At 62.8% G+C, this 25,065-nt stretch carries 20 protein-coding genes and 1 riboswitch; of the genes, 10 read left to right on the top strand and 10 right to left on the bottom strand.

The features are described from left to right. Window positions 1–68: 68 nt before the first annotated feature. Complete coding sequence (locus CPI83_RS26015; protein ID WP_030534842.1) at window positions 69–506, bottom strand: hypothetical protein; 438 nt, start codon at window positions 504–506, stop codon at window positions 69–71. A 111-nt stretch (window positions 507–617) separates the two neighbouring features. Here CPI83_RS26015 and CPI83_RS26010 point away from each other — a divergent pair, with 111 nt between their 5' ends. Continuing rightward, complete coding sequence (locus CPI83_RS26010; RefSeq protein WP_030534841.1) at window positions 618–1,292, top strand: class I SAM-dependent methyltransferase; 675 nt, start codon at window positions 618–620, stop codon at window positions 1,290–1,292. Here CPI83_RS26010 and speB read toward each other — a convergent pair. Then, window positions 1,256–2,212: an agmatinase gene (speB, locus tag CPI83_RS26005; protein ID WP_003941134.1), complete on the bottom strand. Its 957-nt coding sequence runs from the start codon at window positions 2,210–2,212 to the stop codon at window positions 1,256–1,258. The genes CPI83_RS26010 and speB overlap by 37 nt on opposite strands. Before the next feature lie 146 nt (window positions 2,213–2,358). Between speB and CPI83_RS26000 the strand changes: the two genes are divergently transcribed. The 4 genes from CPI83_RS26000 (at window position 2,359) to CPI83_RS25985 (ending at window position 9,037) form a co-directional block, all read left to right on the top strand. Further along, window positions 2,359–2,994 carry a helix-turn-helix domain-containing protein gene (locus CPI83_RS26000; RefSeq protein WP_020968310.1) on the top strand — a complete coding sequence of 212 codons (636 nt, stop codon included), beginning with the start codon at window positions 2,359–2,361 and terminating at the stop codon, window positions 2,992–2,994. A gap of 133 nt (window positions 2,995–3,127) precedes the next feature. Further along, window positions 3,128–3,973 carry a carbon-nitrogen hydrolase family protein gene (locus tag CPI83_RS25995; RefSeq protein WP_021342734.1) on the top strand — a complete coding sequence of 282 codons (846 nt, stop codon included), beginning with the start codon at window positions 3,128–3,130 and terminating at the stop codon, window positions 3,971–3,973. Further along, on the top strand, window positions 3,970–5,658 hold the full coding sequence (locus tag CPI83_RS25990) for an NAD(P)/FAD-dependent oxidoreductase (protein ID WP_097387941.1): 1,689 nt from the start codon (window positions 3,970–3,972) through the stop codon (window positions 5,656–5,658). Before CPI83_RS25995 ends, CPI83_RS25990 begins: the two co-directional genes overlap by 4 nt. A 127-nt stretch (window positions 5,659–5,785) precedes the next feature. Further along, on the top strand, window positions 5,786–9,037 hold the full coding sequence (locus tag CPI83_RS25985; RefSeq protein ID WP_097387940.1) for an NAD-glutamate dehydrogenase domain-containing protein: 3,252 nt from the start codon (window positions 5,786–5,788) through the stop codon (window positions 9,035–9,037). Here the strand turns inward: CPI83_RS25985 and CPI83_RS25980 are convergent. Next, window positions 9,014–10,531 (bottom strand): PucR family transcriptional regulator, encoded by a 1,518-nt coding sequence (locus CPI83_RS25980; RefSeq protein ID WP_019746725.1) that lies wholly within the window; start codon window positions 10,529–10,531, stop codon window positions 9,014–9,016. The two genes, CPI83_RS25985 and CPI83_RS25980, sit on opposite strands and share 24 nt — an antisense overlap. Before the next feature lie 128 nt (window positions 10,532–10,659). On the opposite strand from CPI83_RS25980, the gene gabT reads away from it, so the two are divergent. Both gabT and CPI83_RS25970 read left to right on the top strand, forming a co-directional pair. After that, complete coding sequence (gabT, locus tag CPI83_RS25975; protein ID WP_007727077.1) at window positions 10,660–12,024, top strand: 4-aminobutyrate--2-oxoglutarate transaminase; 1,365 nt, start codon at window positions 10,660–10,662, stop codon at window positions 12,022–12,024. Between the two features lies 1 nt (window position 12,025). Continuing rightward, entirely contained in the window at window positions 12,026–13,471 is a 1,446-nt protein-coding gene (locus tag CPI83_RS25970; protein WP_097387939.1) for an NAD-dependent succinate-semialdehyde dehydrogenase, read from the top strand. 52 nt (window positions 13,472–13,523) lie between these two features. On the opposite strand, the gene dszD is transcribed toward CPI83_RS25970, so the two are convergent. The 3 genes from dszD to CPI83_RS25955 form a co-directional block, all read right to left on the bottom strand. Next, window positions 13,524–14,102 carry an NADH:FMN oxidoreductase DszD gene (gene dszD, locus CPI83_RS25965; RefSeq protein ID WP_003941189.1) on the bottom strand — a complete coding sequence of 193 codons (579 nt, stop codon included), beginning with the start codon at window positions 14,100–14,102 and terminating at the stop codon, window positions 13,524–13,526. 208 nt (window positions 14,103–14,310) lie between these two features. Beyond that, entirely contained in the window at window positions 14,311–14,784 is a 474-nt protein-coding gene (locus CPI83_RS25960) for a YbaK/EbsC family protein (protein ID WP_019746727.1), read from the bottom strand. A gap of 15 nt (window positions 14,785–14,799) precedes the next feature. After that, the gene (locus tag CPI83_RS25955; RefSeq protein WP_003941129.1) at window positions 14,800–15,903 is read right to left on the bottom strand and encodes a membrane protein; all 1,104 of its coding nucleotides are present in this window, start codon (window positions 15,901–15,903) and stop codon (window positions 14,800–14,802) included. Window positions 15,904–16,029: 126 nt separating this feature from the next. On the opposite strand from CPI83_RS25955, the gene CPI83_RS25950 reads away from it, so the two are divergent. The 3 genes from CPI83_RS25950 (at window position 16,030) to CPI83_RS25940 (ending at window position 20,588) form a co-directional block, all read left to right on the top strand. Next, a complete protein-coding gene (locus CPI83_RS25950) occupies window positions 16,030–16,614 on the top strand; it encodes a TetR/AcrR family transcriptional regulator (protein ID WP_029254386.1) in 585 nt (194 codons plus the stop codon). 45 nt (window positions 16,615–16,659) lie between these two features. Continuing rightward, window positions 16,660–16,833: riboswitch (M-box (ykoK) riboswitch) on the top strand. Between the two features lie 347 nt (window positions 16,834–17,180). Beyond that, complete coding sequence (mgtA, locus tag CPI83_RS25945) at window positions 17,181–19,874, top strand: magnesium-translocating P-type ATPase (protein ID WP_097387938.1); 2,694 nt, start codon at window positions 17,181–17,183, stop codon at window positions 19,872–19,874. 9 nt (window positions 19,875–19,883) lie between these two features. Beyond that, window positions 19,884–20,588 carry an MgtC/SapB family protein gene (locus tag CPI83_RS25940; RefSeq protein WP_003941187.1) on the top strand — a complete coding sequence of 235 codons (705 nt, stop codon included), beginning with the start codon at window positions 19,884–19,886 and terminating at the stop codon, window positions 20,586–20,588. An 18-nt stretch (window positions 20,589–20,606) separates the two neighbouring features. Here CPI83_RS25940 and CPI83_RS25935 read toward each other — a convergent pair whose 3' ends face one another. From CPI83_RS25935 to CPI83_RS25920, 4 genes are all read right to left on the bottom strand, one after another. After that, window positions 20,607–21,968: a lipase family protein gene (locus tag CPI83_RS25935; protein WP_097387937.1), complete on the bottom strand. Its 1,362-nt coding sequence runs from the start codon at window positions 21,966–21,968 to the stop codon at window positions 20,607–20,609. A 64-nt stretch (window positions 21,969–22,032) separates the two neighbouring features. Further along, a complete protein-coding gene (locus tag CPI83_RS25930) occupies window positions 22,033–22,482 on the bottom strand; it encodes a GNAT family N-acetyltransferase (protein ID WP_037125435.1) in 450 nt (149 codons plus the stop codon). An 18-nt stretch (window positions 22,483–22,500) separates the two neighbouring features. Then, window positions 22,501–22,875: a GNAT family N-acetyltransferase gene (locus CPI83_RS25925; protein ID WP_232816810.1), complete on the bottom strand. Its 375-nt coding sequence runs from the start codon at window positions 22,873–22,875 to the stop codon at window positions 22,501–22,503. Between the two features lie 104 nt (window positions 22,876–22,979). Next, entirely contained in the window at window positions 22,980–24,974 is a 1,995-nt protein-coding gene (locus CPI83_RS25920; protein WP_047889595.1) for a TerD family protein, read from the bottom strand. Between the last annotated feature and the right edge of the window lie 91 nt (window positions 24,975–25,065).

Genomic DNA, 25,065 nt, shown 5'->3' with positions numbered 1-25,065 from the left:
GATCTTCACGAAAATCATGCCGATTTTTGTTCGATCTCACGAGAACCGGGGTGATGAACCAGTTCAGGTCACGGTGAGTCGAGGTCATTTTGCCGTGGCCACCCGGTTGCAGTGAGTACAACGGCAGGGACCGACGTCAACGGAGAGATCGGGCCGAGGGCGAGGAGATCTTCGTCTTCGTCGATCTCGGACCAGAATTTTTCAGAAGAAACATCGAGGCCGAGAACGATCCACGGCGGTCCGGCTTCTTGAAAGGCAAAGGAGACTCTGCCGGTTCGCGGAACCGTCGCATCGAACAGGTGGTCTCCGACTGGATATCCCTGTTGCTCGCCCACCAACGTCAGGGTTGTCGGTTCGAAGGACGCCTCGCGCAGCATCTTCTCGACTGCGCGGTCGAAACTCTGCTGAGTGGTGAACTCTTCGTCCGCGTTCGAACCGCTGAACTCGGGGAAATGCGCACAACACAAAACGTGTGAGCCCTCTGAGTTGCAGTAGAGACGAAACACGGGAAATCCACCTGCCACGAAGCGTGACGTTAGCAGAGCGTCGAAATGGAGAAGTTGCTGTTTCGGCAAAGATGGTTGCGTGAGTTGTGGAAGGTCGTTCATCCTGGGTGCATGAGCCACGAACACCACAATCACCACGAAAACTCTGAAACCGCCGAGAATCCGTACGCCAAGGCGGACGCACAGTTCTGGAACTCGCTGTACGAGGAACGTCCCGCGCGCTGGAGCGGAAATCCCAACCCACAGTTGATTGCCGAAGCCTCCGACCTCGAACCGGGCACTGCACTCGACGTCGGTTGCGGCGAAGGCGCCGACGCTTTGTGGTTGGCACGTCGCGGGTGGAAGGTCACCGGCACCGACATATCGTCGGTAGCGCTCAGTCGCGCCCAGGCTCACGTCGAGGGCGAGGGCGTCGACATCGAATGGCTGGAAGCCGACCTGACGAAGTGGGATCCGCAGGGTCGATCGTTCGATCTGGTGTCCGCGCAGTTCTTCCACATGCTCGAACCCGCGCGCGGGGAATTGTTCCGTGCTCTCGGAGATCTGGTCGCGCCGGGCGGGCATTTGCTGATCGTGGGCCACTCGCCCCACGAGTCGCCCACCGAACATCATCGGGCAATGCTGCATACACCCGAATACGTGGAGTCGCTGTTCACCGATGGTTGGAAGGTGTTGGTCTCGGAGTCGCGGGAACGTGATCTTCCCGCGAACCCCGAGATGCATCACACCACGGATACCGTTGTGCTGCTTCAGCGATTGAGTGCGAGCACCGACAGCAACTCGTAAGCGACGTGAGCCGCTGCGATACCGGTGATCTCGGCGTGGTCGTACGCCGGCGCTACCTCGACGATGTCGGCGCCGACCACGTTGAGTCCCACCAACCCGCGCAGTGTGTTCAACAATTCGCGAGAGGTCATGCCGCCCGCTTCGGGTGTTCCGGTACCCGGAGCGTGTGCGGGATCGAGCACGTCGATGTCGACGGAGACGTACACCGGGCCACCGTCGAGGCGCTTACGCATGCGCTCGACGATGCTGGCGACGCCGTCGACCTCGTAGTCGTCACTGCGGATCACCTGGAAGCCGAGGACGCGGTCGTCTTCGAGGTCTTTCTCGCTGTAGAGCGGTCCACGGATACCGATGTGCTGCGAACGCTCCATGTCGATCAGGCCTTCTTCGCTGGCGCGGCGGAAGGGGGTGCCGTGGGTGAAAGGCTGACCGAAGTAGGTGTCCCAGGTGTCGAGGTGAGCGTCGAAGTGCAGGACGGCGATCGGGCCGTGATCGCGGGCCAGTGAGCGCAGGATCGGAAGTGCGATGGTGTGGTCGCCGCCGAGCGTGAGCACGGAGGAACCGTCGGCGCGCAGGTCGGTGACGGCGGACTGAACCGTCGTGAGTGCTTCCTGAATGTCGAAGGGGTTGACGCCGATGTCGCCGAAATCGGCTACCTGCTGGTTGGCGAAGGGCGAGACCTTCAGCGCGGGGTTGTACGGACGCAGCAGCTTCGACGCAGCGCGGATGTGCCCCGGACCGAACCGAGCGCCGGGTCGGTAGCTGACACCCGAATCGAAGGGGATGCCGAGGATTGTCACGTCGGCGCGCGAGACCTCATCGAGGCGCGGCAGACGCGCAAAAGTGGTCGGCTCGGCGTAGCGGGGGACGCGCGTGGCGTCGACGGGTCCGATGAACGATCCGGGGTTGTTGGTAGCCATGTGCAGAGGTCCCTGCTCTCGATTCGGCGCACACCGGGCGCCCTTCAGTGATGTAGCTCTCTGAGCAAGTATGGTTTCTTCAAGAGGCTCGGTTGTCAACCCCTGTTTCCTGAAAGGGACACGGCGGTCGTGAAGGAGTGGGTTCAGTGGCCAAGGCGAAGGAAGCGGTCGAGCCGGTCGGACCGCGTATCGGGGCGAGGCTCAAGGCGGCACGTCAATCGAAGCGGTTGACCCTCGACGACCTGGCCGAGGCCTGTGGTGTGACGAAGGGGTATCTCTCGAAACTCGAGCGCGATCACGTCAACGCGTCGGTGGCGACCCTGATCAAGGTGTGCGCGGTGCTCGAGATCCCCGTCGGATCCCTGTTCGAGAATGCGTCCGCCGGTGAAGTAGTCCGCGCCGACGCCATGCCGCAAATCAGCTTCGGTGGCGAAAAGATGACGGAGTACCTGCTCACGCCTACCAACGAGCGTCGAATTCAGGTGCTGCTCGGCGAGCTGGAACCAGGCGGCGGAAGTGGTCAGGAGTTCTACAGTCTGCCGATCGACGTGAACTTCGTGCACGTGCTGGAGGGCGGCTTGCGGGTCTCGTTCGAGGGCGGTCGGACGGATCCGAACGGTGAGGCCGTCGATGCCGAAGACGTCGTGCTTGCGGCGGGCGATTCCTTCACATTCACGCCGACGCACAACCATAGTTTTCAGGCCGAAGGCTCGGTTCTGGCGAAGGTTCTGTGGGTCTTGAATCCGGCATTGCCGGAAGGGCCACGCGCGTCGCCTTCGTGAGACACGAATCCGTGAATGTTGATTCTTAGGAAACAAGAGTTGACATGATTGGCGGCACCCGTCACGCTGGTAGTTGTCCCCGTCACACACACCGTCGAAAATTGGCGTCACGGAACTCCTGAAGGAGCGCACCATGCATGTCGATTCAGTTCGAGTTGGCCTGTTCCAAGGTCCGCTCACCACCCCGGACACCTTTGCGTCGGTGGAGTTCAACCTCGCTGCAATCGACACCGCTGCCCGCGAGGCTGCGGCATCCGGTGCGAAGATCCTGCTGACGCCGGAGATGTCCGCAACCGGCTACGACATCGGCGAACTGGTGTCGCTGCGCGCGGAACCGGCCGACGGCCCGATCTTCGATTCCGTCGCCGAGATTGCTCGCAGTGCAGGCATCGCCGTCGTCTACGGCTACCCCGAACTCGACGGGGGAGACGTCTACAACAGCGTGCAGGTGGTGGACCGCGATGGCACTTCGCTTGCGCACTACCGCAAGACACACCTGTTCGGCACGCTCGACCGCGAACATTTCCGGCCAGGTGAGACCCTGGTGGTCGGGTTCGATTTCGAGGGCATCCGCTGCGGATTGTTGATCTGCTACGACGTGGAATTTCCCGAAGCGGTTCGGGCCCATGCCGACGCCGGTACCGAATGGCTCATCGTGCCGACGGGGTTGATGACTCCGTACGAACACATTGCGCAGCAAGTGGTTCCGGCCCGCGCATACGAGAGTCAGATGTTTGTCACCTACGTCAATCGCTGCGGCGCCGAAACCGAGCTGACCTACTGCGGTCTCTCGTGCGCCATCGCACCCGACGGTGCCGAGTTGGCGCGGGCCGGGGGCGGCCAGGAATTGCTCTTCGCGGATATCGCCGCCGCCACCGTCTCGCAATCGCGCACCCTCAACACGCATCTCGACGATCGACGCCTCGATCTGTATCCAGACCTTTCTGTCACGACTGTCTCCAAGGAGAACCGTAGATGACCATCCCAGTAGCTCCGGACAGTTCCTCGGAACCCGGCAAGCAGCCGCCCCTCACGATGTTCGGACCGGATTTTCCGTTCCCGTACGACGACTACGTTTCCAGTCCGGCGGGACTCGGCTCGGTGCCCGATCTGGCACTGGGTACAGAAGTTGCCGTGATCGGTGGTGGACTCTCCGGCATGATCGCGGCCTACGAGTTGCTCAAGGTCGGTCTCAAACCGATTGTCTACGAAGCTGATCAGATCGGTGGCCGGATGCGGTCGGTCGAGTTCGACGGGCACCCCGGGGTTGTCGCCGAGATGGGCGCAATGCGTTTCCCACCGTCGTCGACGACGTTGTTCCACTATCTGAACGAACTGGGTCTGCAGACCGAGGAGTTCCCGAATCCCCTTGCCGAGGTCACGCCGAGCACCGTCATCGATCTCAAGGGTGAGAGCCACTACGCGCACACTCTCGAGGATCTGCCGCCGATTTACACCGAGGTGGCGCAGGCCTGGCAGCGCACTCTCGAAGAGCATGCCGATCTGATTCCGTTGCAGCAGGCCATTCGTGACCGCGACACCGCAGAGATCAAGCGGATCTGGAACGACCTCGTGGTGCGCTACGACGACCAGACGTTCTACGGATTCCTCGCCGCGTCGAAGCACTTCAAGTCCTTCCACATGCGGGAAGTGTTCGGGCAGGTCGGATTCGGTACGGGTGGTTGGGATACCGACTACCCCAACTCGATCCTCGAAATCCTTCGTGTGGTCATCACGGCCGCCGACGACGACCACCGCGGCATCGTGGGTGGATCGCAGCAGCTGCCGATGCGGTTGTGGAACCGCGCCCCGGCGCACATGGCGCATTGGCCTGCCGGTACGACGGTCGCTTCGCTCAACGACGGCGAGACGCGTCCCCGCGTCACCGAACTCCGGCGTACCGAGCCAGGCAACATCACGGTGACGGACTCCGGAGGTTTCATTCGCACGTATGCGAGTGCCGTTGTGACAGTGCAGAGTTGGATGCTGCTGAATAACATCAGGTGTGACGACGATCTGTTCCCGATCGACCACTGGACTGCGATCGAGCGAACTCACTACATGGGTTCGACCAAGGTGTTCGTTCTCGTCGACCGCCCGTTCTGGAAGGACAAGGATCCCGTGACCGGCCGTGATTCGGTGTCGATGACACTGACCGACCGTATGAGTCGCGGCACCTACCTGCTCGATCAGGGCGAGGGCAAGCCAGGCCTGATCTGCTTGTCGTACACCTGGTCGGACGATTCGTTGAAGCTGCTGGCGCTCGACGCCACCGAGCGCATGAACATCATGCTGCGGTCGCTCGAAGAGATCTACCCAGGCGTGGACTTCCGCAGCCACATCATCTCGAGCCCGGTGACGCTGTCGTGGGAAACCGAGCGCGACTTCATGGGTGCGTTCAAGGCGAACCTTCCGGGGCACTACCGGTACCAGGAGCGCCTGTTCTCTCACTTCGTGCAGAATGATCTCGAACCGCGTCATCGGGGAATCTTCCTCGCCGGTGACGACGTGTCGTGGACTGCCGGCTGGGCCGAGGGCGCGATCCAGACCGCGATCAACGCGGTATGGGGCGTCGTCAACCATCTCGGCGGCGCTGCGCCTACCGAGAATCCCGGACCCGGCGACGTGTTCGAGGAGCTCGCTCCGATCAGGTTGGGCGACTGAGCTCACCGCAACTGCCGAAATGTCGTGCCCGATGGGGGTTGGTACTCCTATCGGGCACGACCTCTTTCCGGTGATCCACGCAACACTGGAAAGTGTTCGGATCCAATAATTTCCAGGAGGGTGTTCAATGGCGAGCACATCATCGGCGACCAAGACCGCAGCTGCAGAATCGAGACCCGCGGGCGGTGATCGATCCGGTGACCCGGCGCTCGAACTGGTCGCCGAATTGGCAGCAGCGGGCCAGCGACTCGTCTTCCGTCAGGGCGACGACTTGAACAGCGACGACTTGAACAGCGACGACTTGAACAGCGACGACTTGAACAGCGATGCCCTGAACAGTGACGATCTGACCTGTGTGGTGCTGTGGCCGTCCGGAGAACCCTCCCTCTCCGATCTGTGCGAGAACTTCGAGTCCCTCGGACTCCGAGTTTCGACGCACCGCCCGCTTCCGACCGTTCTGGGTTCGGCACACTACTTCACCTTCGAGCCGAGCACCTTCGACGGCAGTGCGCTCGAGAAGATGGCGGACGCCTTCGAAGCCGTCATCGCCGGACAGACCCGTATGGACGCATTCTCCAGTCTGATCGGACGAGCAGACATCACGTGGCGCGACGCAGAGTTGCTGCGCGCTGCGTGCCGTTTCCTCGCTCAGGCTCGTATCGGGTTGTCCGAGAGCTACATCGTCGGAGTGTTGGCAGCGAAGCCGCTCTTCGTACGGCAGGCAATCGAACTCTTCACCGCGCGTTTCGATCCCGCAGTAGCAGGTTCGCGTGAGACGGCCGTGGCCACCGCGGCGGCGGCCATCGACGAATCAGTCGACGGTGCAGACACTCTCGACGAGGATCGCGTCTTGCGCGGTGTGCGTTCATTCTTGCAGGCGACTCTGCGCACCAACTGGTACCTGCGCGGTGAGGCCGGCGAACCGCTGCCGTACGCGTCGTTCAAGATCGACTCGCAGTTGCTCTCCACCCCGCAGAAGACAGTTCCTTTCCGCGAGATCTACGTCAGCGCACCCAATGTCGAAGGCGTGCATCTGCGTAGCTCCTCCGTCGCCCGTGGTGGCCTGCGTTGGTCGGATCGATACGAGGACTTCCGCACCGAGGCTCTGAGTCTGATGAAGACCCAGAGCGTGAAGAATTCGCCGATCGTTCCCTCGGGAGCCAAGGGTGCGTTCGTGGTTCGGGGCACGTCGTCACCGACCCCGGCGCAGGTGCAGGAGTCGTACAGCACCTTCATCCGCGGCTTGCTGGACGTGGTGGACAACATCGTCGACGGCGCAGCGGTGCACCCGGCAGAAGTAATCGAGTACGACGGTGAAGACTCCTACCTCGTCGTGGCGGCGGACAAGGGGACCGCACGGTTCTCCGACGTCGCGAACGGCATCGCCGTCGAGCGTGGTTTCTGGCTCGGCGACGCTTTTGCTTCCGGCGGTTCGGCCGGCTACGACCACAAGGCGATGGGCATCACCGCTCGCGGCGCCTGGGTAGCGGTTCGACGCCACTTCGCCGAGCGCGACCTCGACGTCGACACCGATCCGTTCACCGTCGCGGGCATCGGTGACATGTCCGGCGATGTGTTCGGTAACGGAATGTTGCTCTCGCACAAGATCCGTTTGGTCGCGGCATTCGATCACCGCCACATCTTCATCGACCCGAACCCCGACACCGAGACGACGTTTGCCGAACGCGCTCGCCTCTTCACCGTGCCGCGCTCGTCCTGGGACGACTTCGACCGCACCGTGATGTCGCCTGGTGGTGGCGTCTGGCCGCGTAGCGCTAAGTCGATCCGCCTTCCGCTCGAGGCGCGTCAGGTCCTCGGTATCGCCGAGGAGAAGCTGACTCCGCAGGAACTGATCCGAGCGATCCTGTGCGCTCCGGTGGACCTGTTGTGGAATGGCGGCGTCGGTACCTACGTGAAGGCGTCGACCGAAAGCAACGTCGACGCGGCCGATCCGTCCAACGACGCAGTTCGCGTCAGCGCTGACGAGTTGCGTGCAACCGTGGTGGGTGAGGGCGGCAACCTGGGTTTCACCCAGCGTGCCCGCATCGAATATGCCGCTGGCGGAGGACGAATCAACGCCGACTTCATCGACAACGCGGCAGGCGTGGCTACCTCGGACCGTGAGGTCAACATCAAGATCGCACTCGCAGAGTTGGACGCGACCTCGCGCAATGAACTACTCGCGGCGGCCCAGGACGAGGTAGCCGCATCGGTACTCGAGGCCAGTGAAGATCAGACCCTCGCGATCAGCCTGGCCGAGCACCGCGCTCCCGCCCTACTCGATCAGCACGAACGGTTGATCGAGAACCTGGTCTCGGCGGGCGCGATGAAGCGCCTCGAAGAATCATTGCCGGACGCCAAGGCGCTGGCGGTCAGGGCGCGAGCCGGGCAGGGCCTACTCCGTCCGGAACTTGCTGTGCTGGTGGCGCAGTCGAAGAACGTGCTGACGGCGGAATTGGGGGCGTCGACCGTCCCGGACAATCAGATCTTCGCCGATCGTCTCCCGCAGTACTTCCCGCTCTCCGTCGTCGAGGCAGCACCGGACGCGATCCGCGCACATCGGTTGGGCCGCGACATCATCATCACCTCGGTGGTCGACGAACTGGTCAACCGCGTCGGCCCCGGCGTGCTGTTCCGGCTGGAGGAACACCTCGGAGTCCACAGTCCGGAAGCGGCTCTGGCCTACGCAGTGGTCAGCGAAGTGCTCGGCACCGAGGAACTTCGGCGCGAGATCTTGAACTCTGAGCTGCGCGCCACCGAGCAGTTGCAGGCTCTCGATCGCTTGCAGCAGTTGTTGGAATCCGAGATGAGCTGGGTGTTGCGTCGTCCGGGAGCAGCCGGCCGGTTCACCGTGAACCCGCGAGCCGACATCGATCGATGGGCCGCGCCGGTGCGGGCTCTCACCGAAGGGCTGTCGGCCAGCGACCGCATCGAGGCGTCTTTCGGGGCGCTCGCCCTGGCTGACATTGCGTTGCAGGAGAATACGACGGTTCAGGCCGCGGCTGCGATCTACCGGGAACTCTCCGACACCCTCGATCTGGGCGACGTTCTCGGGGGCGTCGACGTTGCCGTCGGTGCCTCGCATTGGGAGGTCATGGGCAGCGCTGCCGTCCACGCCAGGTTGACGGCGCGTTTCGCGGACCTCGTGTCCGGAGCGCTCGGTGAAGGTATTCCGGAGGTCGTCGAGTTGTGGACCGCCGCCAATCCGCAAGCGGTGCGCCGGTTCACGGCCTTGATGTCGAGCGTGAGCCGCAGTGGAGCGCTGGACACCGCCCGTCTCTGCACGGTCGACACCGAACTCGAACTACTCGTTCGCGGTGCGTCCAGTTTCGCTTCGGTACACGCCGCGGAGCGTTCAGCGACCCTCCCAGGCGAGTAGCGATAGCAGCAGTTCGGCTCTGACCCTGGCCTGTCCGAGGTCGCATTGCAGCAGTTCCTCGATGCGTGCGATGCGACCTCGGAGGGTGTGCCGATGAACACCGAGTTCGGCTGCGGCCGATTCCCATTGGCCGTTCGCCTCGAGATAGGCGCGCAAAGACGCGACCAGTGCGGTCCCGTGTGCCTGGTCGTGTTCGGTCAGCACCGGGATGGTGTCCGCAGCCATTGCGATCAGTGCCTCACGGGCAGGCTCGGATGCCAGAATCGTCGAACCACTCAGAGCGTCGAACTCGAGAATGCGGGCAGTGGCCGTCGTGAGATTGGCCGCGGCGCGGGCCTGGACGAGAGCGCGCGGTGCGTCCAGAAGACGGTGAGGGGTGCTGATTCCGGCACGCACCGTCTTCGCCTCGGTGGGGGAGAGCTGCGCCAGTAGTGTTTTGGCAGTGTCGATTGTGTCGGTTCCGCGAAGGAGGACGGTCAGCGAACCGTCCTCGGATTGCGCGAACAACGGCCGGCCTGCTCGCGCGAGAGCGTTGTCGAGTTCGCGAAGAACAGGGCCGAGTCCGGATCCGCGAACGTGGACGACACGGACATTGCCGTGCGTGTCGCTCGCTTCGTCCAAGTACGACGGCACACCGTCCTCGGGGATTCGGCCGTCGAGTAAGAGCCCGAAAGCCATGGCGTTGAGTCGAGTTCGCTCGGCCCGTAGTCGAACCGGTTTCTCGAGTTCGAGAGTGAGCAGCGAGACCGCATGCCCGAGCAACACTCTGTCGATATTGCTCAGGGGCCCGGCGCCCGCCATTGCGAGGTAGCCGTGCCAGCTGTCGGTGACGCCGACGGGGGACAGTGTCAGCGTCCGTTCGGGTGTGCTCTGCGAGATCGACGCCGGAGCGTTGGGATCGCGGGTGGTCGCCGCGACCGCGCGAACCTCGGTGATCAACGACTTCTGGTTTGCCGGATGCACCGCGGTGATCCGATCTCCGACAAACGCCACCGAAGTTTTTGTGGCCGTGGCCAGTTCACGCACGATGGCAGACACGCCTCCGCGCAGCGCAACGCGGGTGATGCGTGTCTGTACTTCTGCCGCGCGGAGTACCGATTCGTATTCCTGCTGGCTCAGACGGGTCATCACCGCGCGCGTGACCGCCGCGAACGGGGTCGTGAACGGCACTTCCAGCAGGGGGAGCCCGCGACTGCGGGCGGCGGCAATCAGGTCTGCGGGCACACTCTCGTGGGAAAGGCCGGTCCCGAAACCCAGAGCCGATACTTCTGCGGCGGCCAGACGGTCGATGTACTCGCTGTAGTCGGTGGCGTCCGCGCCCACCAGTGCCAGCCCGGTGGTGAGCACCAATTCGCCGCCGGAAAGCCACGGGGTGGGGTCCGTCAGCTCTGTGGCCTGCGCAAACGTGACGGGGTGGGTGGCGGCTGCTCGGTCGGTGAGCAGAGCCAGCGAGAGGTGTTTCTGGCGCAAGAGCCACGAGATCGGAACCGTCACCTGATCAAGGCTAGCTGTCGTTGCCGATATGGAGTAGCCCTGGAGCTTCGGGTATCCATTTCGGCAGTGCTTGCGATGCTTCGCGCGTCGCATACTCGAATGCAATACACAACCGAGAGGGTGGTCACATGAGTGCAATCGAATACCGGCTTCCGCAGGAGCGTCGCATCGTCACGGAGTTCCCGGGCCCGCGCTCGGCTGCGCTCGCCGAACGCCGTAAGAAGGTCGTCGGCGCCGGCGTCGCATCCACCCTCCCGGTCTACGTCGCCGACGCAGACGGCGGAGTCATCGTCGACGTCGACGGCAACTCGCTGATCGACCTCGGTGCCGGTATCGCGGTGACCAGCGTCGGTGCTTCCAACCCGGCCGTCGTGTCCGCAGTTCAGGATCAGGTCGCGCACTTCACCCACACCTGTTTCATGGTCGCTCCGTACGAGGGCTACGTCGAGGTCGCCGAGCGTCTCGCCGAGCTCACCCCCGGTGACCACGAGAAGCGTTCCGTGCTGTTCAACTCCGGCGCAGAAGCCGTCGAGAACGCCGTCAAGATCGCCCGTCACGCAACCGGTCGCGACGCAGTCGTCGTCTTCGACCACGCGTACCACGGCCGCACCAACCTCACGATGGCACTGACATCGAAGTCCATGCCGTACAAGAGCGGCTTCGGTCCGTTCGCCCCCGAGGTCTACCGCGTCCCGATGTCCTACCCGTACCGCGAGGGCCTCAACGTCGACGGCTCCAAGATCACGGGTGAGCAGGCCGCACAGCGCGCCATCACGATGATCGAGAAGCAGGTCGGTGCTGCCAACACGGCCGCCATCCTCATCGAGCCCATTCAGGGCGAGGGCGGATTCATCGTTCCCGCAGAAGGATTCCTCCCGACGCTCGTCGCGTGGGCCAAGGAGAACGGCGTCGTCTTCATCGCCGACGAGGTTCAGGCAGGCTTCGCTCGTACCGGCGCCTGGTTCGCCAGCGATCACGAGGGCATCGTCCCCGACCTGGTCACTCTCGCCAAGGGCATCGCAGGCGGCATGCCGCTCGCCGCTGTCACGGGCCGCGCCGAGCTCATCGACGCCGTCCACCCCGGCGGCCTCGGTGGCACCTACGGCGGTAACCCAGTCGCCTGCGCCGCTGCATTGGCGTCCATCGACCAGATGCGCGAGCTCGACCTCTGTGGCCGCGCACGCACCATCGAGTCGACCGTCGTCGGCCGAATGAACGCACTGGCAAAGGAACTCGACGTCATCGGTGACGTTCGCGGTCGCGGCGCCATGCTCGCCATCGAGCTGGTCAAGCCCGGTGGGCAGGAGCCGGACGCCGATATCACCAAGAAGATCGCCGCCGAATGCCTCGCTGCCGGCGTCGTGATCCTCACCTGCGGTACCTACGGCAACGTCATCCGTCTGCTCCCGCCGCTGGTCATCTCCGAAGAGCTGCTCGACGACGCGTTGACCGTCCTCGAGACCGCTATTCGCACTGCAGCACAGGGGAACTGACATGTCCAACGTCTCGGATCTTCTCGACTCGGTACCCAAGGGTCTCTGGCTCGGCGGCAAGCTCGTCCCGGCCGAGAAGACCTTTGCGGTCTACAACCCGGCAACGGGTGAGGAACTCGCCCAGGTAGCCGACGCCGCCGCTGCCGACGGTATCCGTGCGCTCGACCTCGCCGCTGCGGCGCAGGAAGACTGGGCGGCCACGCCGGCACGTGTACGCGGCGAGATCCTGCGCACCGCCTTCGAATTGCTGCACGCCCGCGCCGAGGACTTCGCGCTGATGATGACCCTGGAAATGGGTAAGTCGTTGGCAGAGAGCCGCGGTGAGGTCAACTACGGCGGCGAATTCCTGCGCTGGTTCAGCGAGGAAGCAGTACGCATCGGCGGACGTTTCACGCAGGCTCCGGCCGGCAACGGTCGCATCCTGGTCACCAAGGAAGCCGTCGGACCGGTCCTTGCGATCACCCCGTGGAACTTCCCGCTCGCCATGGGCACACGCAAGATCGGACCGGCGCTGGCTGCCGGTTGCACCATCATCGTCAAGCCCGCCGAGGACACGCCGCTGACCATGCAGCTCCTCGGTCAGGTGTTCGCCGATGCCGGTCTGCCCGACGGTGTGCTCTCGATCCTCCCGACGTCCGACGCGGCCTCCATCAGTGGACCGCTGATGGAAGATGCGCGTCTGCGCAAGGTCACCTTCACCGGCTCCACGGGCGTCGGAAAGCTGTTGGTGCGCAATGCCGCTGACAAGCTGCTCCGCACGTCGATGGAACTCGGTGGCAATGCGCCGTTCATCGTCTTCGACGACGCCGACATCGACGCAGCTGTCGACGGCGCAATGCTCGCGAAGATGCGTAACGGCGGCGAGGCCTGCACCGCGGCCAACCGCATCTACGTCGCCAACTCGGTGCGCGAGGAGTTCACCGACAAGTTCACCGCCAAGGTTGCGGCCTTGAAGGTGGGCGCCGGTGACGCCGAGGGCACCAACATCGGCCCGCTGATCAACACCAAGCAGCTCGCAACCGTCACCGGACTCGTCGACGACGCCGTGTCCAAGGGCGCTCGCGTTCGCACCGGTGGATCGGCGCCCGAAGGAGCCGGCTTCTTCTTCACCCCAACCGTTCTGGATCAGGTGCCCGCCGATGCGCGCCTGCTGAAGGAAGAGATCTTCGGACCCGTTGCGGCAGTGGTCGGTTTCGACACCGAAGACGAAGCGATCGCGGCTGCGAACAACACCGAGTACGGCCTCGTGGCGTACTTCTACACCCGCGACATCGACCGGGCGATGCGCGTCTCGGCCAAGCTGGACACCGGCATGGTCGGCGTCAATCGCGGCGCGATCTCCGATGCTGCGGCGCCGTTCGGTGGCGTGAAGGAATCGGGCTTCGGCCGTGAAGGCGGAACCGAGGGTATCGACGAGTATCTCGATACCAAGTACGTAGCGCTCTAACTTGCTGTGCGCCTTTATTAACCGCGGGCGGTTAATAAAGGCGCACAGTTGTCTATTGACCTAACGGAGTGGGGCGGTAGTACTTGCCCTCGTGGTAGAGCAGCGGTGCGGCAGCGGATTCGTCGTCCTCTTCGGCGTGAACCCGCGTGACGAGTCCGATGACCAGCGTGTGGTCGCCAACAGGGATCAACTGGTCGACCTTGACGCGCATCCAGCTGGGGGTGCCGTGCAGAACCGGCTCCCCGGTGTCGAGCACTGCCCACAGTGACTCGTCTGCAAAACGCTGATCGGCGCTACGCGCAAAGCGCTGGGCCAGATGTTGCTGATGTTCGCCGAGAAGGTGGATCACCAAGGACTCGGCTGCCTTGAGCGCATTGATGCTCGACGACGTCTCCGCGATGTTGAACGAGACGAGCGGCGGCTCGAGGGAGACGGACGAGAACGAGGTGGCGGTGAAACCCACCGGGCCGGTACCCGAATCGAGGGTCACGACGGTGACACCGGCGGGGTGGCGGCGAAGCGCTGCACGGTAGTCACCGGCGCAGATGCCGGTGGACAACTCGGGCGTCGCTGCTACTTCGGGGACGTCGGGGGTGGTGTGGCTGGAAACGGCATTCGGCTTGTCAGACAACGGGAACTCTCCGGCTGGAACTCGAGGTGTGCGGTGTGGTCGAGGTGACTGCGCTCGGCATACACAGACATGCGTCGGTGCGGCACAGATCTACGTGTCGTCGACGCCAGTGGTTACCGGCCGGGGTCCTGGTTGCAGTGCACATGGTGCGTCCAACTATAGGTGGACGCACGTCTGAGTGGGTTCGGACCGGGTTGGCTGAAGTGCGTCAGTCCATGTCGACGGCGAGGCCGGCCGTGATTCGGAGGAGTTCGGAGTACGTCGTGCGAAAGACCGTGTTCGGGTGCCCGGCAGCAGCCCACAATTCGGGGTACTGCTCGAGGGCGGTATCGATGTAGGTGGGCAGGTTGGTGGGATGCCCGAGCGGAGCGACCCCACCGATCGGCTGGCCCGTTGCCGACTTCGCCATTTCCAGCGGCGCCCGCGTGAGCTTGCCTTCGAGGCGTTCGCCGGTGGCTTTCAGATTGACCTGATGTGCGCCGGAGACCAGCAGTAGGACCGGATCGTCGTCGAGAAGGAACACGAGCGACTTGGTGATCGCGCCTACCTCCACCCCGACGGCCGCCGCTGCCTCGGCCGCGGTGTGCGTGGCTTCGGGCTGCGTGACGATGACGCCGTGGTGACCCCGTGAGATCAGTGTTTCGGCGACGTGCGAGGCGTTGGGGTGGAGGAGGCTCGTCATGAGTTCAGACTAGGACTAGTCGGCGTTCGCCACAGCTGGAGTCGGCGTCGTGTCGGTGGACTTTCGGTTACGACGGATCGTGAAGCCGAACAGCATGACCGCACCGATCAGCGCGTACAGGAAAAGCGTCAGAGCAGGCTGGCCGACGCCGACGTTGTTGAAGTAGACGATGCTCCGCACGCCTTCGGTGCCGGCGCCGGGTGTGATCCATCGGCCGATGGCGGCATAGAACGAGGGAATCACGTTGGAGCCGAATGCGCCTCCCGCACTGGGATTGCCGAGAATCACGAAGACGGCGATAGCCAGCGGGACTGCCAGAACGCCGATGGCAGCGCGCAATCCGAGTGTGAACATGGCGGTGCCGAACACCACGGCTGTTCCCAGGATCCAGAGTGGGAACCAGTGGCCCGCGAAAGTTCCCAGGACGTGTGAGGTGATGAGTGCGCCGAGGGCTCCCGAGATGATCGAGTAGATCGCGATCACGCCCGTGTGCGCGCTTGCCTGGCGGAGGGTCTTCGGCGCACCGATGAACAGTCCGATGGCTGCCGCAAGGAGATAGCCGCCGACGACCCAGCCGACCGAGAGGTAGAAGCCGGAGAGTCCGCGGTTGTCGTGTGCTCCGACGGGGATCTCGTCGCGGACGACGAACTGTCGGTCCTGCGTCGCCTCGACCTTCGTGAACACCGCTTCGAGCGACGTCGCGATGGAGCTGCCTCCCGCGCTCGCGGTGATCAGGGTGTCCGGTCCGGCCGGGTTGATGACAAACGCGCCCTGGATCTCGCGGTCGTTGATCATGCGGCGAGCGGTCGCCGTGCTGTCGACCACCTGAGCGTCGAGCGGGCTGCCGTCGATGGCGTTGAGTTTGTCGGCGATCTGCTGATCCATGCCGTCCGGTGTGCCCTGATCGGCGATGACCGCGATTTCGATGTCTCGCGGAGTCGGCTGATGGAAGGCGGCGACGTAGCTGAGGATGAAGCCCATCTGCAGCAGGAGCACGCCGACGAACAGCGCGGCCATCACCTTGGGTGCGCCGTATTTCACCAGCAGATTGTCGTGGTGGTGTTCGTCGTGGGTGGAGCTGTTGTCTGGTGCGGCGTGTGCCGGATGCGTAGTGGTCACGAAAGAGTCCTGATCTTGTCGAAAGTAAAGAGCTTGTCAATACCCGAGGTATTGAATACTCTAGGTATCGTGACTGAATCTCGTCAACCGGACTGGACGCCGGTAACCCGCCCCGGACGTGACGTGGTGCGACAAAGATTGCTCGACGCTGCGGCGGAAGAGTTTGCGGAGCGCGGATTCAGTGCTGCACGTCTCACTGAAGTTGCTCGCCGAGCGGGCTTCACCAAGGGGGCTGTCTACTCCAACTTCGAGTCGAAACAGGATCTGTTCGCCGAACTGTTCGCGCAACGGTCTCTCGAACTGGCCGGCCGTGTGCTTGCCGAGATCGCCGGGATGAACCCGGCCGACGCGGCGGGCAAAGGTGGCGAGGCCATTGCAACGTGGATGGTCGACGACCCGGGGTGGTCACTGCTCGTCCTCGAATTCGGAGTGCTCGCCGGACGTGATCCGCAGATCGCTCAGGCGTACTTACGTGAGCGTCGCCACTTGCGCAGTCAACTCGTGGAGTTGATCGGTGAACGTGCCCGCGAATGGGGAGTGGACGATTCCTTCGATGTGCGGACCACTGCAATCTCGTTGATGGCCTTGATATCCGGGCTCGTTCTCGAGCACTCGGTGGATCCGGAAGAAGTTGATCAGAGCGTGATGGGTGCCGCCGTGACGGCACTCTTCGCCGGCGCCGTCGCACGGGCAGGATTGCCCGCCGTCTGAGTTGCTCGGTTGACAGGCAACAGATTTGAGAACTACCCTCTGGGTGCAGTACCTCGTTAGGTGAGGCTTCTGCACGAACACAGGCCACTGATCTCACGACGTCGAGAGACGCCCAAGGTTAGGACAGATCTCCCCGGCTTAAGGGGTGATCCAAAGTGGCTTCCCGGTCTTGATCGGGACACGTCGTGCAGTGCCAAAACTCGGACGTGGAGGTGTTTTCGCAGCTTGATGCCGGTTTCTTCCGGCGAAGGCGAGAGTACGTCGATATTCGGTTCTCCTGGCGTGTGCTGTGCGCATGTACTTTGTGTGGCGTCATCGGACGCCCCGAACTTTCAGGAGGTGACCATCGTGGACGACCCGCCGAGTCGATATTCGACCCACCCTTCTGTTCTTACCGACGGTGCTCACCCCGGCATTTTGCTCGTCAGTCTCTGACCTTCGCACCCTCGGTTTCATCTGCGCGGCTTTGTCGCGTCCGCTGACGACTTCCGTTGTCGTTCAGCGCATTCTGCTGCCCTCATGCACTGGCACTGTCCCGTGCACGCTGGCAGTCGAGGAGATTCGTCATGTCATTTTCCGTTCTCGCATTGCGGCCACGGCCCACGAGAAACAGTGCACAACAAACACCTTCAACGGTCCTGGCAAAAGAAAGCGCACAGGAATTGGTCGACTACTCGGCCTCGGACACGCGCACCGTTCTCGCAGATCTGACTACGACGGCCAACGGCCTTCGTGACGATCAGATCGACGATCTTCGTCGGCAATACGGGCGCAACGATGTCCGCCACGACCGCCCGGCACCGGCGATCGTGCAGTTCGCGCAAGCTTTCAAGAATCCGTTCATCTTGATCCTGGTGTTCCTCGCCCTGATCATGGTCGGGACCGACGTGGTGTGGGCAGACCCGGAAGACGGTCCCTCCTACGAGGGCATCATCACCCTCGGGCTGATGATCTTTGTCAGTGTGTCCCTGAGGTTCTGGCAGGAATACCGTTCGACTCGGGCTGCCGAGGCACTCAAGGCCATGGTCACGACAACTGTCGCGGCCACCCGCAAGATCAACAACACCGTGGTCACGGCTGAGATTCCGATCGAGCAGCTACTGCCAGGTGATGTAGTCCAGCTTGCCGCAGGCGACATGATCCCGGCCGATGTCCGCATCATCCGGGCCAAGGATCTACAGGTCAATCAGTCGATGCTCAGCGGTGAGTCGATGCCGGCCGAGAAGTCGGCGGAACCGTCGACGGGGATCGACGTCGATCGGCTGCTCGAAGCCGAGAACATCGGGTTCATGGGTACTTCCGTCGTGTCGGGCAGCGGCACCGCCGTTGCGGTGCACACCGGCAAGCGAACCTACTTCGGTTCCATGACAGCACAATTGGTGTCCAAGCGACCCGAAACCAGCTTCGACGTCGGGGTGCGCAGTGTCAGCTACCTGCTGATCAAGTTCATGCTGATCATGGTTCCCGCGGTGTTCATCATCAACGGACTGACCAAGGACTGGAGCCAAGCACTACTCTTCGGCGTCGCCACCGCGGTGGGGTTGACCCCCGAAATGTTGCCGCTCATCGTGACTGCGAACCTGGCCAAGGGTGCGCTCCACATGTCGCGCAAGAAGGTGATCGTCAAGCAGATCAACGCGATTCAGAACTTCGGCGCCATGGACGTTCTGTGCACGGACAAGACCGGAACTCTCACCGAGGACCGCATCGTTCTCGGTGAGCATCTCGATACTGCCGGACGCAAGTCCGAGGACGTATTGCGGCTAGCGGCAGTCAATTCCGTGAATCAGACCGGATTGCGCAGTCTTCTCGACGACGCGGTGATCGAGGCCGCCGGTCCCGAAGTGGTCGAGGAGATCTCGCGTCGGCACGGGTTGGTGGACGAGATTCCCTTCGACTTCAAGCGCCGTCGACTCTCCGTGGTGGTCGACCACGGCGACGCCGATCTGATCGTCACCAAAGGTGCAGTGGAAGAGCTCCTTTCGGTCTGTGAATCGGTGGAACTGAACGGGGTGACCCACCAATTGACGCCGGGATGGCTGGCCCGAGTCGACCGTCTGGTCGCGGAACTGAACGGTCAGGGCAAGCGAGTGCTTGCGGTGGCAACCAAGACAGTCGTCGAAGAGCAGCGCCGCGAGTACTCGACGGCCGACGAAGAGGGCATGACCCTGGTCGGACTGCTGGCCTTCCTCGACCCGCCGAAGGAATCTGCGGCCGGGGCGATCGAAGCCCTCGCGAGCCACGGAGTCGCGGTCAAGGTAGTGACGGGTGACAACGAATTGGTCGCCGAAACCGTCTGCGGCAAAGTCGGTATCGATGTCGGGACCGTGGTCTCCGGCGCCGAGATCGAAGCGTTGAACGACGACGCCCTCGACGAGTTGGTGCAGCGGACAACCGTCTTCGCGAAGACGGATCCGATGCAGAAGGCACGCATTGTCGAATCGCTGCGCCGGGTCGGCCACACGGTTGGTTTCCTTGGTGACGGTGTCAACGACGCACCCGCACTTCGGGCGGCGGACGTCGGCATCTCCGTCGACACAGCGGCGGACATCGCCCGCGAATCCGCGGACATCATCTTGCTGGAGAAGGACCTCGGCGTACTCGAACAAGGAGTCATCGAAGGGCGTCGTACCTTCGGAAACATCCAGAAGTACATCAAGATGACTGCGTCGTCGAACTTCGGGAACGTCTTCTCGGTGCTCGTCGCCAGTGCCTTGCTGCCGTTCATCCCCATGATTCCCGTAGTTCTGTTGTTGCAGAACCTGATCTACGATCTCTCGATGCTCACGATCCCGTGGGACCGCGTCGACGACGACTTCCTCGCGAAGCCCCGCAAGTGGGAGACCAAGAGCCTTCGCCGGTTCATGGTGTTCATCGGCCCGATCAGTTCGATCTTCGACATCTCGACCTTCGCGCTGATGTGGTTCGTGTTCGCTGCCAACTCTCCCGAGCATGCAGCGCTGTTCCAATCGGGTTGGTTCATCGAGTCATTGATCTCGCAGACGCTGATCGTTCACATGATCCGCACCCGCAAGATCCCATTCATCCAGTCGCGTGCTTCGCTTCCGGTACTGCTCAGCACGGGCGCCGCCTGCGTCTTCGCGCTGGTGTTCCCGTTCACGTCCTGGGGCCATTCCCTCGGGTTGGTTTCACTGCCGTGGAACTACTTCCCGTGGTTGGTCCTCACTCTCGCGGCTTACTGCGTCGTCACGCAGGTGGCCAAGGGAATGTTCATCCGTCGATTCGCGACCTGGCTCTAGGAGTTCACCGTGGAAATCCACGTCATCCTTGTGCGGATAGCGCTCGGACTCGTCCTCGGCGCTGCCGTCGGGATCGAAAGGCAATGGCGCGCAAGGATGGCGGGTCTGCGAACCAACGCGTTGGTGAGCTTGGGTGCGACGCTCTTCGTCATCATGGGCGCGTACGGGTTTCAGGGGCCGGACGCTGATCCGACGCGCGTCGCAGCGCAGATCGTCTCGGGGATCGGCTTCCTCGGTGCCGGGGTGATCATGAAGCAGGGAGCCTCGGTCACCGGCCTGAACACCGCCGCAACCTTGTGGGCCACGGCCGCCGTCGGTGCGCTGGCAGGCGGCGGAATGTACTGGGTTGCGGTGTTCGGTGCCGGTGCAATCATGTTGGCGAATACGTTGTTGAGGCCGTTGGGCCGGATGATGGATCACCAGCCTGCCCGCACCGGGCGCGAGGAACCGCCGGCTGACTACACCTTCGAGGTGACCTGCCACGGTGACGCCGAAGCTCACATCAGAGGGCTTACCGTGCAGTCCATTTCGAGGCCGGAGTTCCAGCTCCGGTCAGTGCAGTCCTTCGACATCCCGGACAGCGACCGCGTACGAGTGGTCGCGGAATTGGCCGCAGCGGAGCGTGACGACGGACTCCTGGAATCCGCCGTCAGCCGGCTTAGCCTGGAACCGTTGGTAACTCACGTTCGCTGGGAGGTGGAGCCGTCGAAGTAGATTCGAGGTCTCGGTCAGCTAGCGTGCATGTTCCTGCGGCGCAAGAGAGTTCCCCGGTGCGATATTCGCGCAGTTCGACGGAGCAGGCTTGCCGGTGAATCGGTCGTCGATCCAGGTGAGCGCACCGGGGAGCCAGAGCATGGCGCCGAGGAAGTGGCTGATGGTGTCGTACTGGTCGTACTGAATCGGCAGGCCGGCGTCGCAATACTTGCGTGCGAGGGTACGGACGTCGCCCGTGATCATGACGCCGTCGCCCGCTCCGACGCCGGGGCCACCGGGTTGGGTGCCCTCGATGGTGCCGTTGGCCGCCTGAGCGATGAACATCGGAATCGTCGGTGTCGCAGCGGTGCCCATGTTGATCTTGTTCACGACATCGACGTACTCGGGAACCGTATTGGGATCGGCGTACTCGGGCTTGACCAGTTCCTGCCAGGTTAGACCGGGGTACTGTGCCAGCACGTTGCCGATGGACGCGTCTTCGAGTCGAGCCATGACGTCGCGTCCACGGTCACTGAGATACTTTCCGAAATCGATGTCGTACGAACGCGCAACGCCGACGATAGCCATGCCGACGACGCCGCCCCACCCGATGCTTCCGCTCGCGTAGCGAAGGTTGTTAGCCGGATTGACCAGCACGCCGCCCTGCGCGGCACCGATCAAGTTGTCGTTGATCTCCGGTGCGTACGCGGGAGCGAGGATCGAAGCCCAGTTGGTGGCGATCGCTCCGCCGGAGTACCCCATCAGCGCGATCTCTGCGTCGTCGGTGATTCCGGTTTCCGGGACATCTTTGACCGCACGCAGAGCGTCGAGCGTCATCATCCCGTATTCGGGTCCGGCAGCGAAGTTTGCATCCGGGCCTTCGGTGTCCGGGACGACGATCGTGTAGCCGAGGGCGAAGAGCGGCCCGAACAAGGCTGCCTCGATGGACGTGAAGGTTCCGCCGACGTTGAAATTGCGCCCACTCGGCGTCCAGTCTCCGATCGGGGTGTTGCCCGCGATGGCCCGCGACGGACTGTCGTCGGGGTTCAGTGAATCGTAAAAGGATTGGTACGAAACAACTTTATCCGGTTGACCGTTGGCCGGGCGCAGGATCGAGGTGACGTTGGCCGACGGCTGACCGAGGGCGTCGGTTGATCGGTAGAGAACCTGCACTGCCTGTATCGGGGTCGGGATGTTGAGAATGGTGTACGGCACGGTGCGAGTCTCGAGGACCGCGCCTGGAGCGTACGACGAGAGAGGCGCCGCGCCCTCGTAGCTGTAGAAACTGTCATCAGGGGACTGGGCAAGAGCCGGCTGCGCGAGTGCTGCCGGTGCACCGACGCCTGTCAGTGCAACCGCGAGTACTCCGACAACTGTGCGAGATAAGACCCTTGACGACATACTCGTCCTCCACATTGGTGTGCCACGCCCCACCCTGAGATCGCGGTGTGACGACCACCATATATTACTCGCGGGTAATGTGGGGATCGGTCAGATCGGGCGCAGGCTCGAGGTCTCGGCGTAGGAAGATTTCGGAGGACTCGCCTGGGAGTAACAGAACTCCCGCGTCGCTGTATCCCATTGCGCGATAGAAGTTCTGGGCTGATTCGTCGGCGAGTGTGGAGGTGAGGACCTGCGAGTGTCCCGCGCGGCTCATGCGTTTTTCCCAGTCTGTGACCAAAGCGCGCCCGATGCCTTGGCCGCGGTTCGAAGACAGGACGGTCAGCATGTTCATGAACGGAATCTCGTCCCAGAACAAGCCCCAGCGCAGCCATCCGATTGGTTTCCCGCTGTCCTCGGCGACGAGTATCCGGCCGCGTTGGATCACTGACGCGAGTTCCTCGGCTGCGATGTGTGAGTCGTGCTCACGTAAGAACGGCAAGTCTGTCTGCGCTGCGACGCGAATGTTCACCACAGAAGTCAGTATCGCCGTTCAGTCGGAGTTGATGGCGTTCGGCTTGGACAGGTAGACGACTCCGGGGATGTGGCTGGGGTCCGGCGGCAATTGGGAGTAGCCCGCTCGGGTGTACAGGCGAATGTTCCGCACGCTCTTGCTTCCGGTGAACAGCTCGAAACTTGTGGTGTGCTCCGGAGCGTTCTGTTCCACGTGCTGCAAGAGGCGTCGGCCGAGGCCGTTGCCCGCCAAGTCCGGTGCCACCATGAGGCGCCCTATCTGCCATGCGGTTCCGTCGGCTGTGCCGCGGACGGCCCCGACGAGTCGGCCGCCGCGTCGTGCGGCCCAGACCGTCGACTGCTGAACCCAGGCTCGGACCGTGAGTAGGTCCTCGTGGAGCGGGGGTATGTCCATGCTGTTGTTCGAGATTGCTTCCGAGACCCAGCAACAGCGTTGTAGAACAAGGATTTCCGCGGCGTCCTCGTCCGTTGCGCGCTCTATGACTATCTCGTTCAATTTCAGTCTTCGTTGTCGACTTGTTCTTCACGAGGGAGATCGGACGCTTTAGGTGCGGCGGGGACCCATTCCCGGAGTGGTTGAACGACTTCGGAATAGAACACCTCGGCTGAACTTGTGACGCTGCTGATGAAACTTGCAGCAGTGCCCGCACGCTTGCTGCCGAGGGGGAAGGACTGTGTCAGCACGAATGAAGTGAGTTGACCGCCTTGCCCGTCCGTCAGTAGACGCGGTGTTGCTCGGGCCGATGTAAGAATCTCGCATGTCGACGCGGCAGGGCCGGTGAACAACGCTTCGACCAACAAGTCCTCGGGTGCATTTTTCAATTGACGCAAAGCCCAAGTAACCCGTTTTCCCGCGGTACCTTCGTCAGGAGCGGAAACCGTTGTACTGCAGCTCACTTTGTTGGTTCTCAAATCAGCGGTAACCCGTAACTCTCCGGCTGCGTCGGGGATCCGGAGGGTGGCGCTGAAGGTGCCGTCGTTCGCCAATTCATTGACCGTCAGCGCGGTACGCGCTTCCGCGTCGTTGACTACCCGGCGGGGCAACACATGTTTGACGATGACACCGAGATCAGCTGTGAACCGCAGCGCAAGATTTCGTGCGAGCGCGATCCACGACTGAGCGACCGCCGCTGCCTTCGGATCTCCAGGACGTAGAGTCCCGGCGCTGACGGAATCGCGTATCGATACCCAGTGACGACCCATGTCGACGAACTCCTCGGCCCCTGACTTGGGATGTTCGATGTACCGGAGAAATTCGCTGAGAATCCAACCTTGCAGAGGATTGTCGATTCCGCCGTGCGAGAGCACCATCCGGGCCTCGTGGATGACTTCTGCCCAAGACAGATGCCGCAGCGCAACTTTGGTGAGCTTGCGCTTGTCTACCTCGACGGGTAATTCGCCGGCGCCGGCAGGCAAGTCGTTGGACAGGCTGATCACGACGTCGTACTTGTTCTTCTTGGCGACGTCGAGATAGTTTTCGAGCTGCTCTCGGGTATGGGTGCCTGCTCCAGTCTTTGCTTCGAGCAAGCCGGTCCAGAGCCGGCTTCCGCGGGCGATGCGCCACACCGCATCCGGGATCACCCGAGATTCACCTTTGACGTAGGGAACTTCGACATAGCCCTCGAACGAGCCGGCCGGTGCGCCCACGCGGGACGAAACCGCCCGCGCAAACAATGGAACCGCTTGCATCGTGGAAACCAATGCCGACGTCGTGCGTCGTTCTTGTTCCTCGCCGGTTCCGACGCCGATCACCGAGAAGAGTCGTGCAGGTTGCCAGGTCTCGGACTCGGCGTGCTTGAATTCGGGTAGTGGAGCCTTCTTGGGCACGGGCTTCGCTGTACGAACCCCGCGCTGCCGTGCGGGCTTTGGTGGCGTCGTGGGTTCGGTGACTGGTGGATCGGATTCCGATATCGGTTGGGGTGTCTCCAGCTCAGGTGACGACGGCTCCTCGACGGGGGCATCCTCGCTCACGTCGACTCCGAAGTCTTCGGCGAGCCCGGCGAGTCCTGAAGCCCAACCTTGGCCGATGGCGCGAAGTTTCCACTTCCCGTTGCGCCGATAGACCTGACCGAAGACGAAGGCGGTTTCGGTGGATGCGTCCGCGGTGACGTATTCGGCGATAGGAGAGCCGCCGGAATCGACCAGTTGGAGCGCAAGTTTGCCGAGGTCTCCGAAAGAGCCGGAGTCGACGCTGCCTACCAACGCGATCGCATCGACCTGTTCGGGTACAGCAGCGAGGTGGACGAGGAGGCGCTCGTGCGGGCCGGATTCGGCTTCGCGGCGGCCGAGATAGCGAACCGAGCCGTCAGCAGATTCCTGTTGGTTGTAGAAGACGAAGTCCGCGTCGGACCTGACTTTTCCGTCAGCACCCAGAAGCAATGCCGAGGCATCGACACCGAATTCCGTATTGTCCCAGGTGATCACGATGTCGATCTGATCGAGTTCGTCGGGGAGCTCGATGTTCTGGCCTTTGGACAGAAACTGGTCTTCCACGACTTTCCCCCTCATCACTGTGCACAATCGGATTTCGCCTCTTGATTGTGCCGGGGTGGGTCGAGATTTGTGCGGTTTCGCACCCGCAGGG

Origin of the sequence: Rhodococcus sp. H-CA8f (assembly GCF_002501585.1) — a bacterium.
In the GTDB taxonomy this organism is placed as follows: domain Bacteria; phylum Actinomycetota; class Actinomycetes; order Mycobacteriales; family Mycobacteriaceae; genus Rhodococcus_F; species Rhodococcus_F erythropolis.
The sequence above is the reverse complement of the archived record's forward strand: the minus strand, read 5'-3'. Positions and strand labels throughout refer to the sequence as shown.

Coding starts and splice junctions, on each gene's coding strand:
- CPI83_RS26010 (WP_030534841.1), top strand. CDS start 618: ATGAGCCACGAACACCACAATCACCACGAAAACTCTGAAACCGCCGAG.
- speB (WP_003941134.1), bottom strand. CDS start 2,212: ATGGCTACCAACAACCCCGGATCGTTCATCGGACCCGTCGACGCCACG.
- CPI83_RS25995 (WP_021342734.1), top strand. CDS start 3,128: ATGCATGTCGATTCAGTTCGAGTTGGCCTGTTCCAAGGTCCGCTCACC.
- CPI83_RS25990 (WP_097387941.1), top strand. CDS start 3,970: ATGACCATCCCAGTAGCTCCGGACAGTTCCTCGGAACCCGGCAAGCAG.
- CPI83_RS25985 (WP_097387940.1), top strand. CDS start 5,786: ATGGCGAGCACATCATCGGCGACCAAGACCGCAGCTGCAGAATCGAGA.
- gabT (WP_007727077.1), top strand. CDS start 10,660: ATGAGTGCAATCGAATACCGGCTTCCGCAGGAGCGTCGCATCGTCACG.
- CPI83_RS25970 (WP_097387939.1), top strand. CDS start 12,026: ATGTCCAACGTCTCGGATCTTCTCGACTCGGTACCCAAGGGTCTCTGG.
- CPI83_RS25960 (WP_019746727.1), bottom strand. CDS start 14,784: ATGACGAGCCTCCTCCACCCCAACGCCTCGCACGTCGCCGAAACACTG.
- mgtA (WP_097387938.1), top strand. CDS start 17,181: ATGTCATTTTCCGTTCTCGCATTGCGGCCACGGCCCACGAGAAACAGT.
- CPI83_RS25935 (WP_097387937.1), bottom strand. CDS start 21,968: ATGTCGTCAAGGGTCTTATCTCGCACAGTTGTCGGAGTACTCGCGGTT.
- CPI83_RS25925 (WP_232816810.1), bottom strand. CDS start 22,875: ATGGACATACCCCCGCTCCACGAGGACCTACTCACGGTCCGAGCCTGG.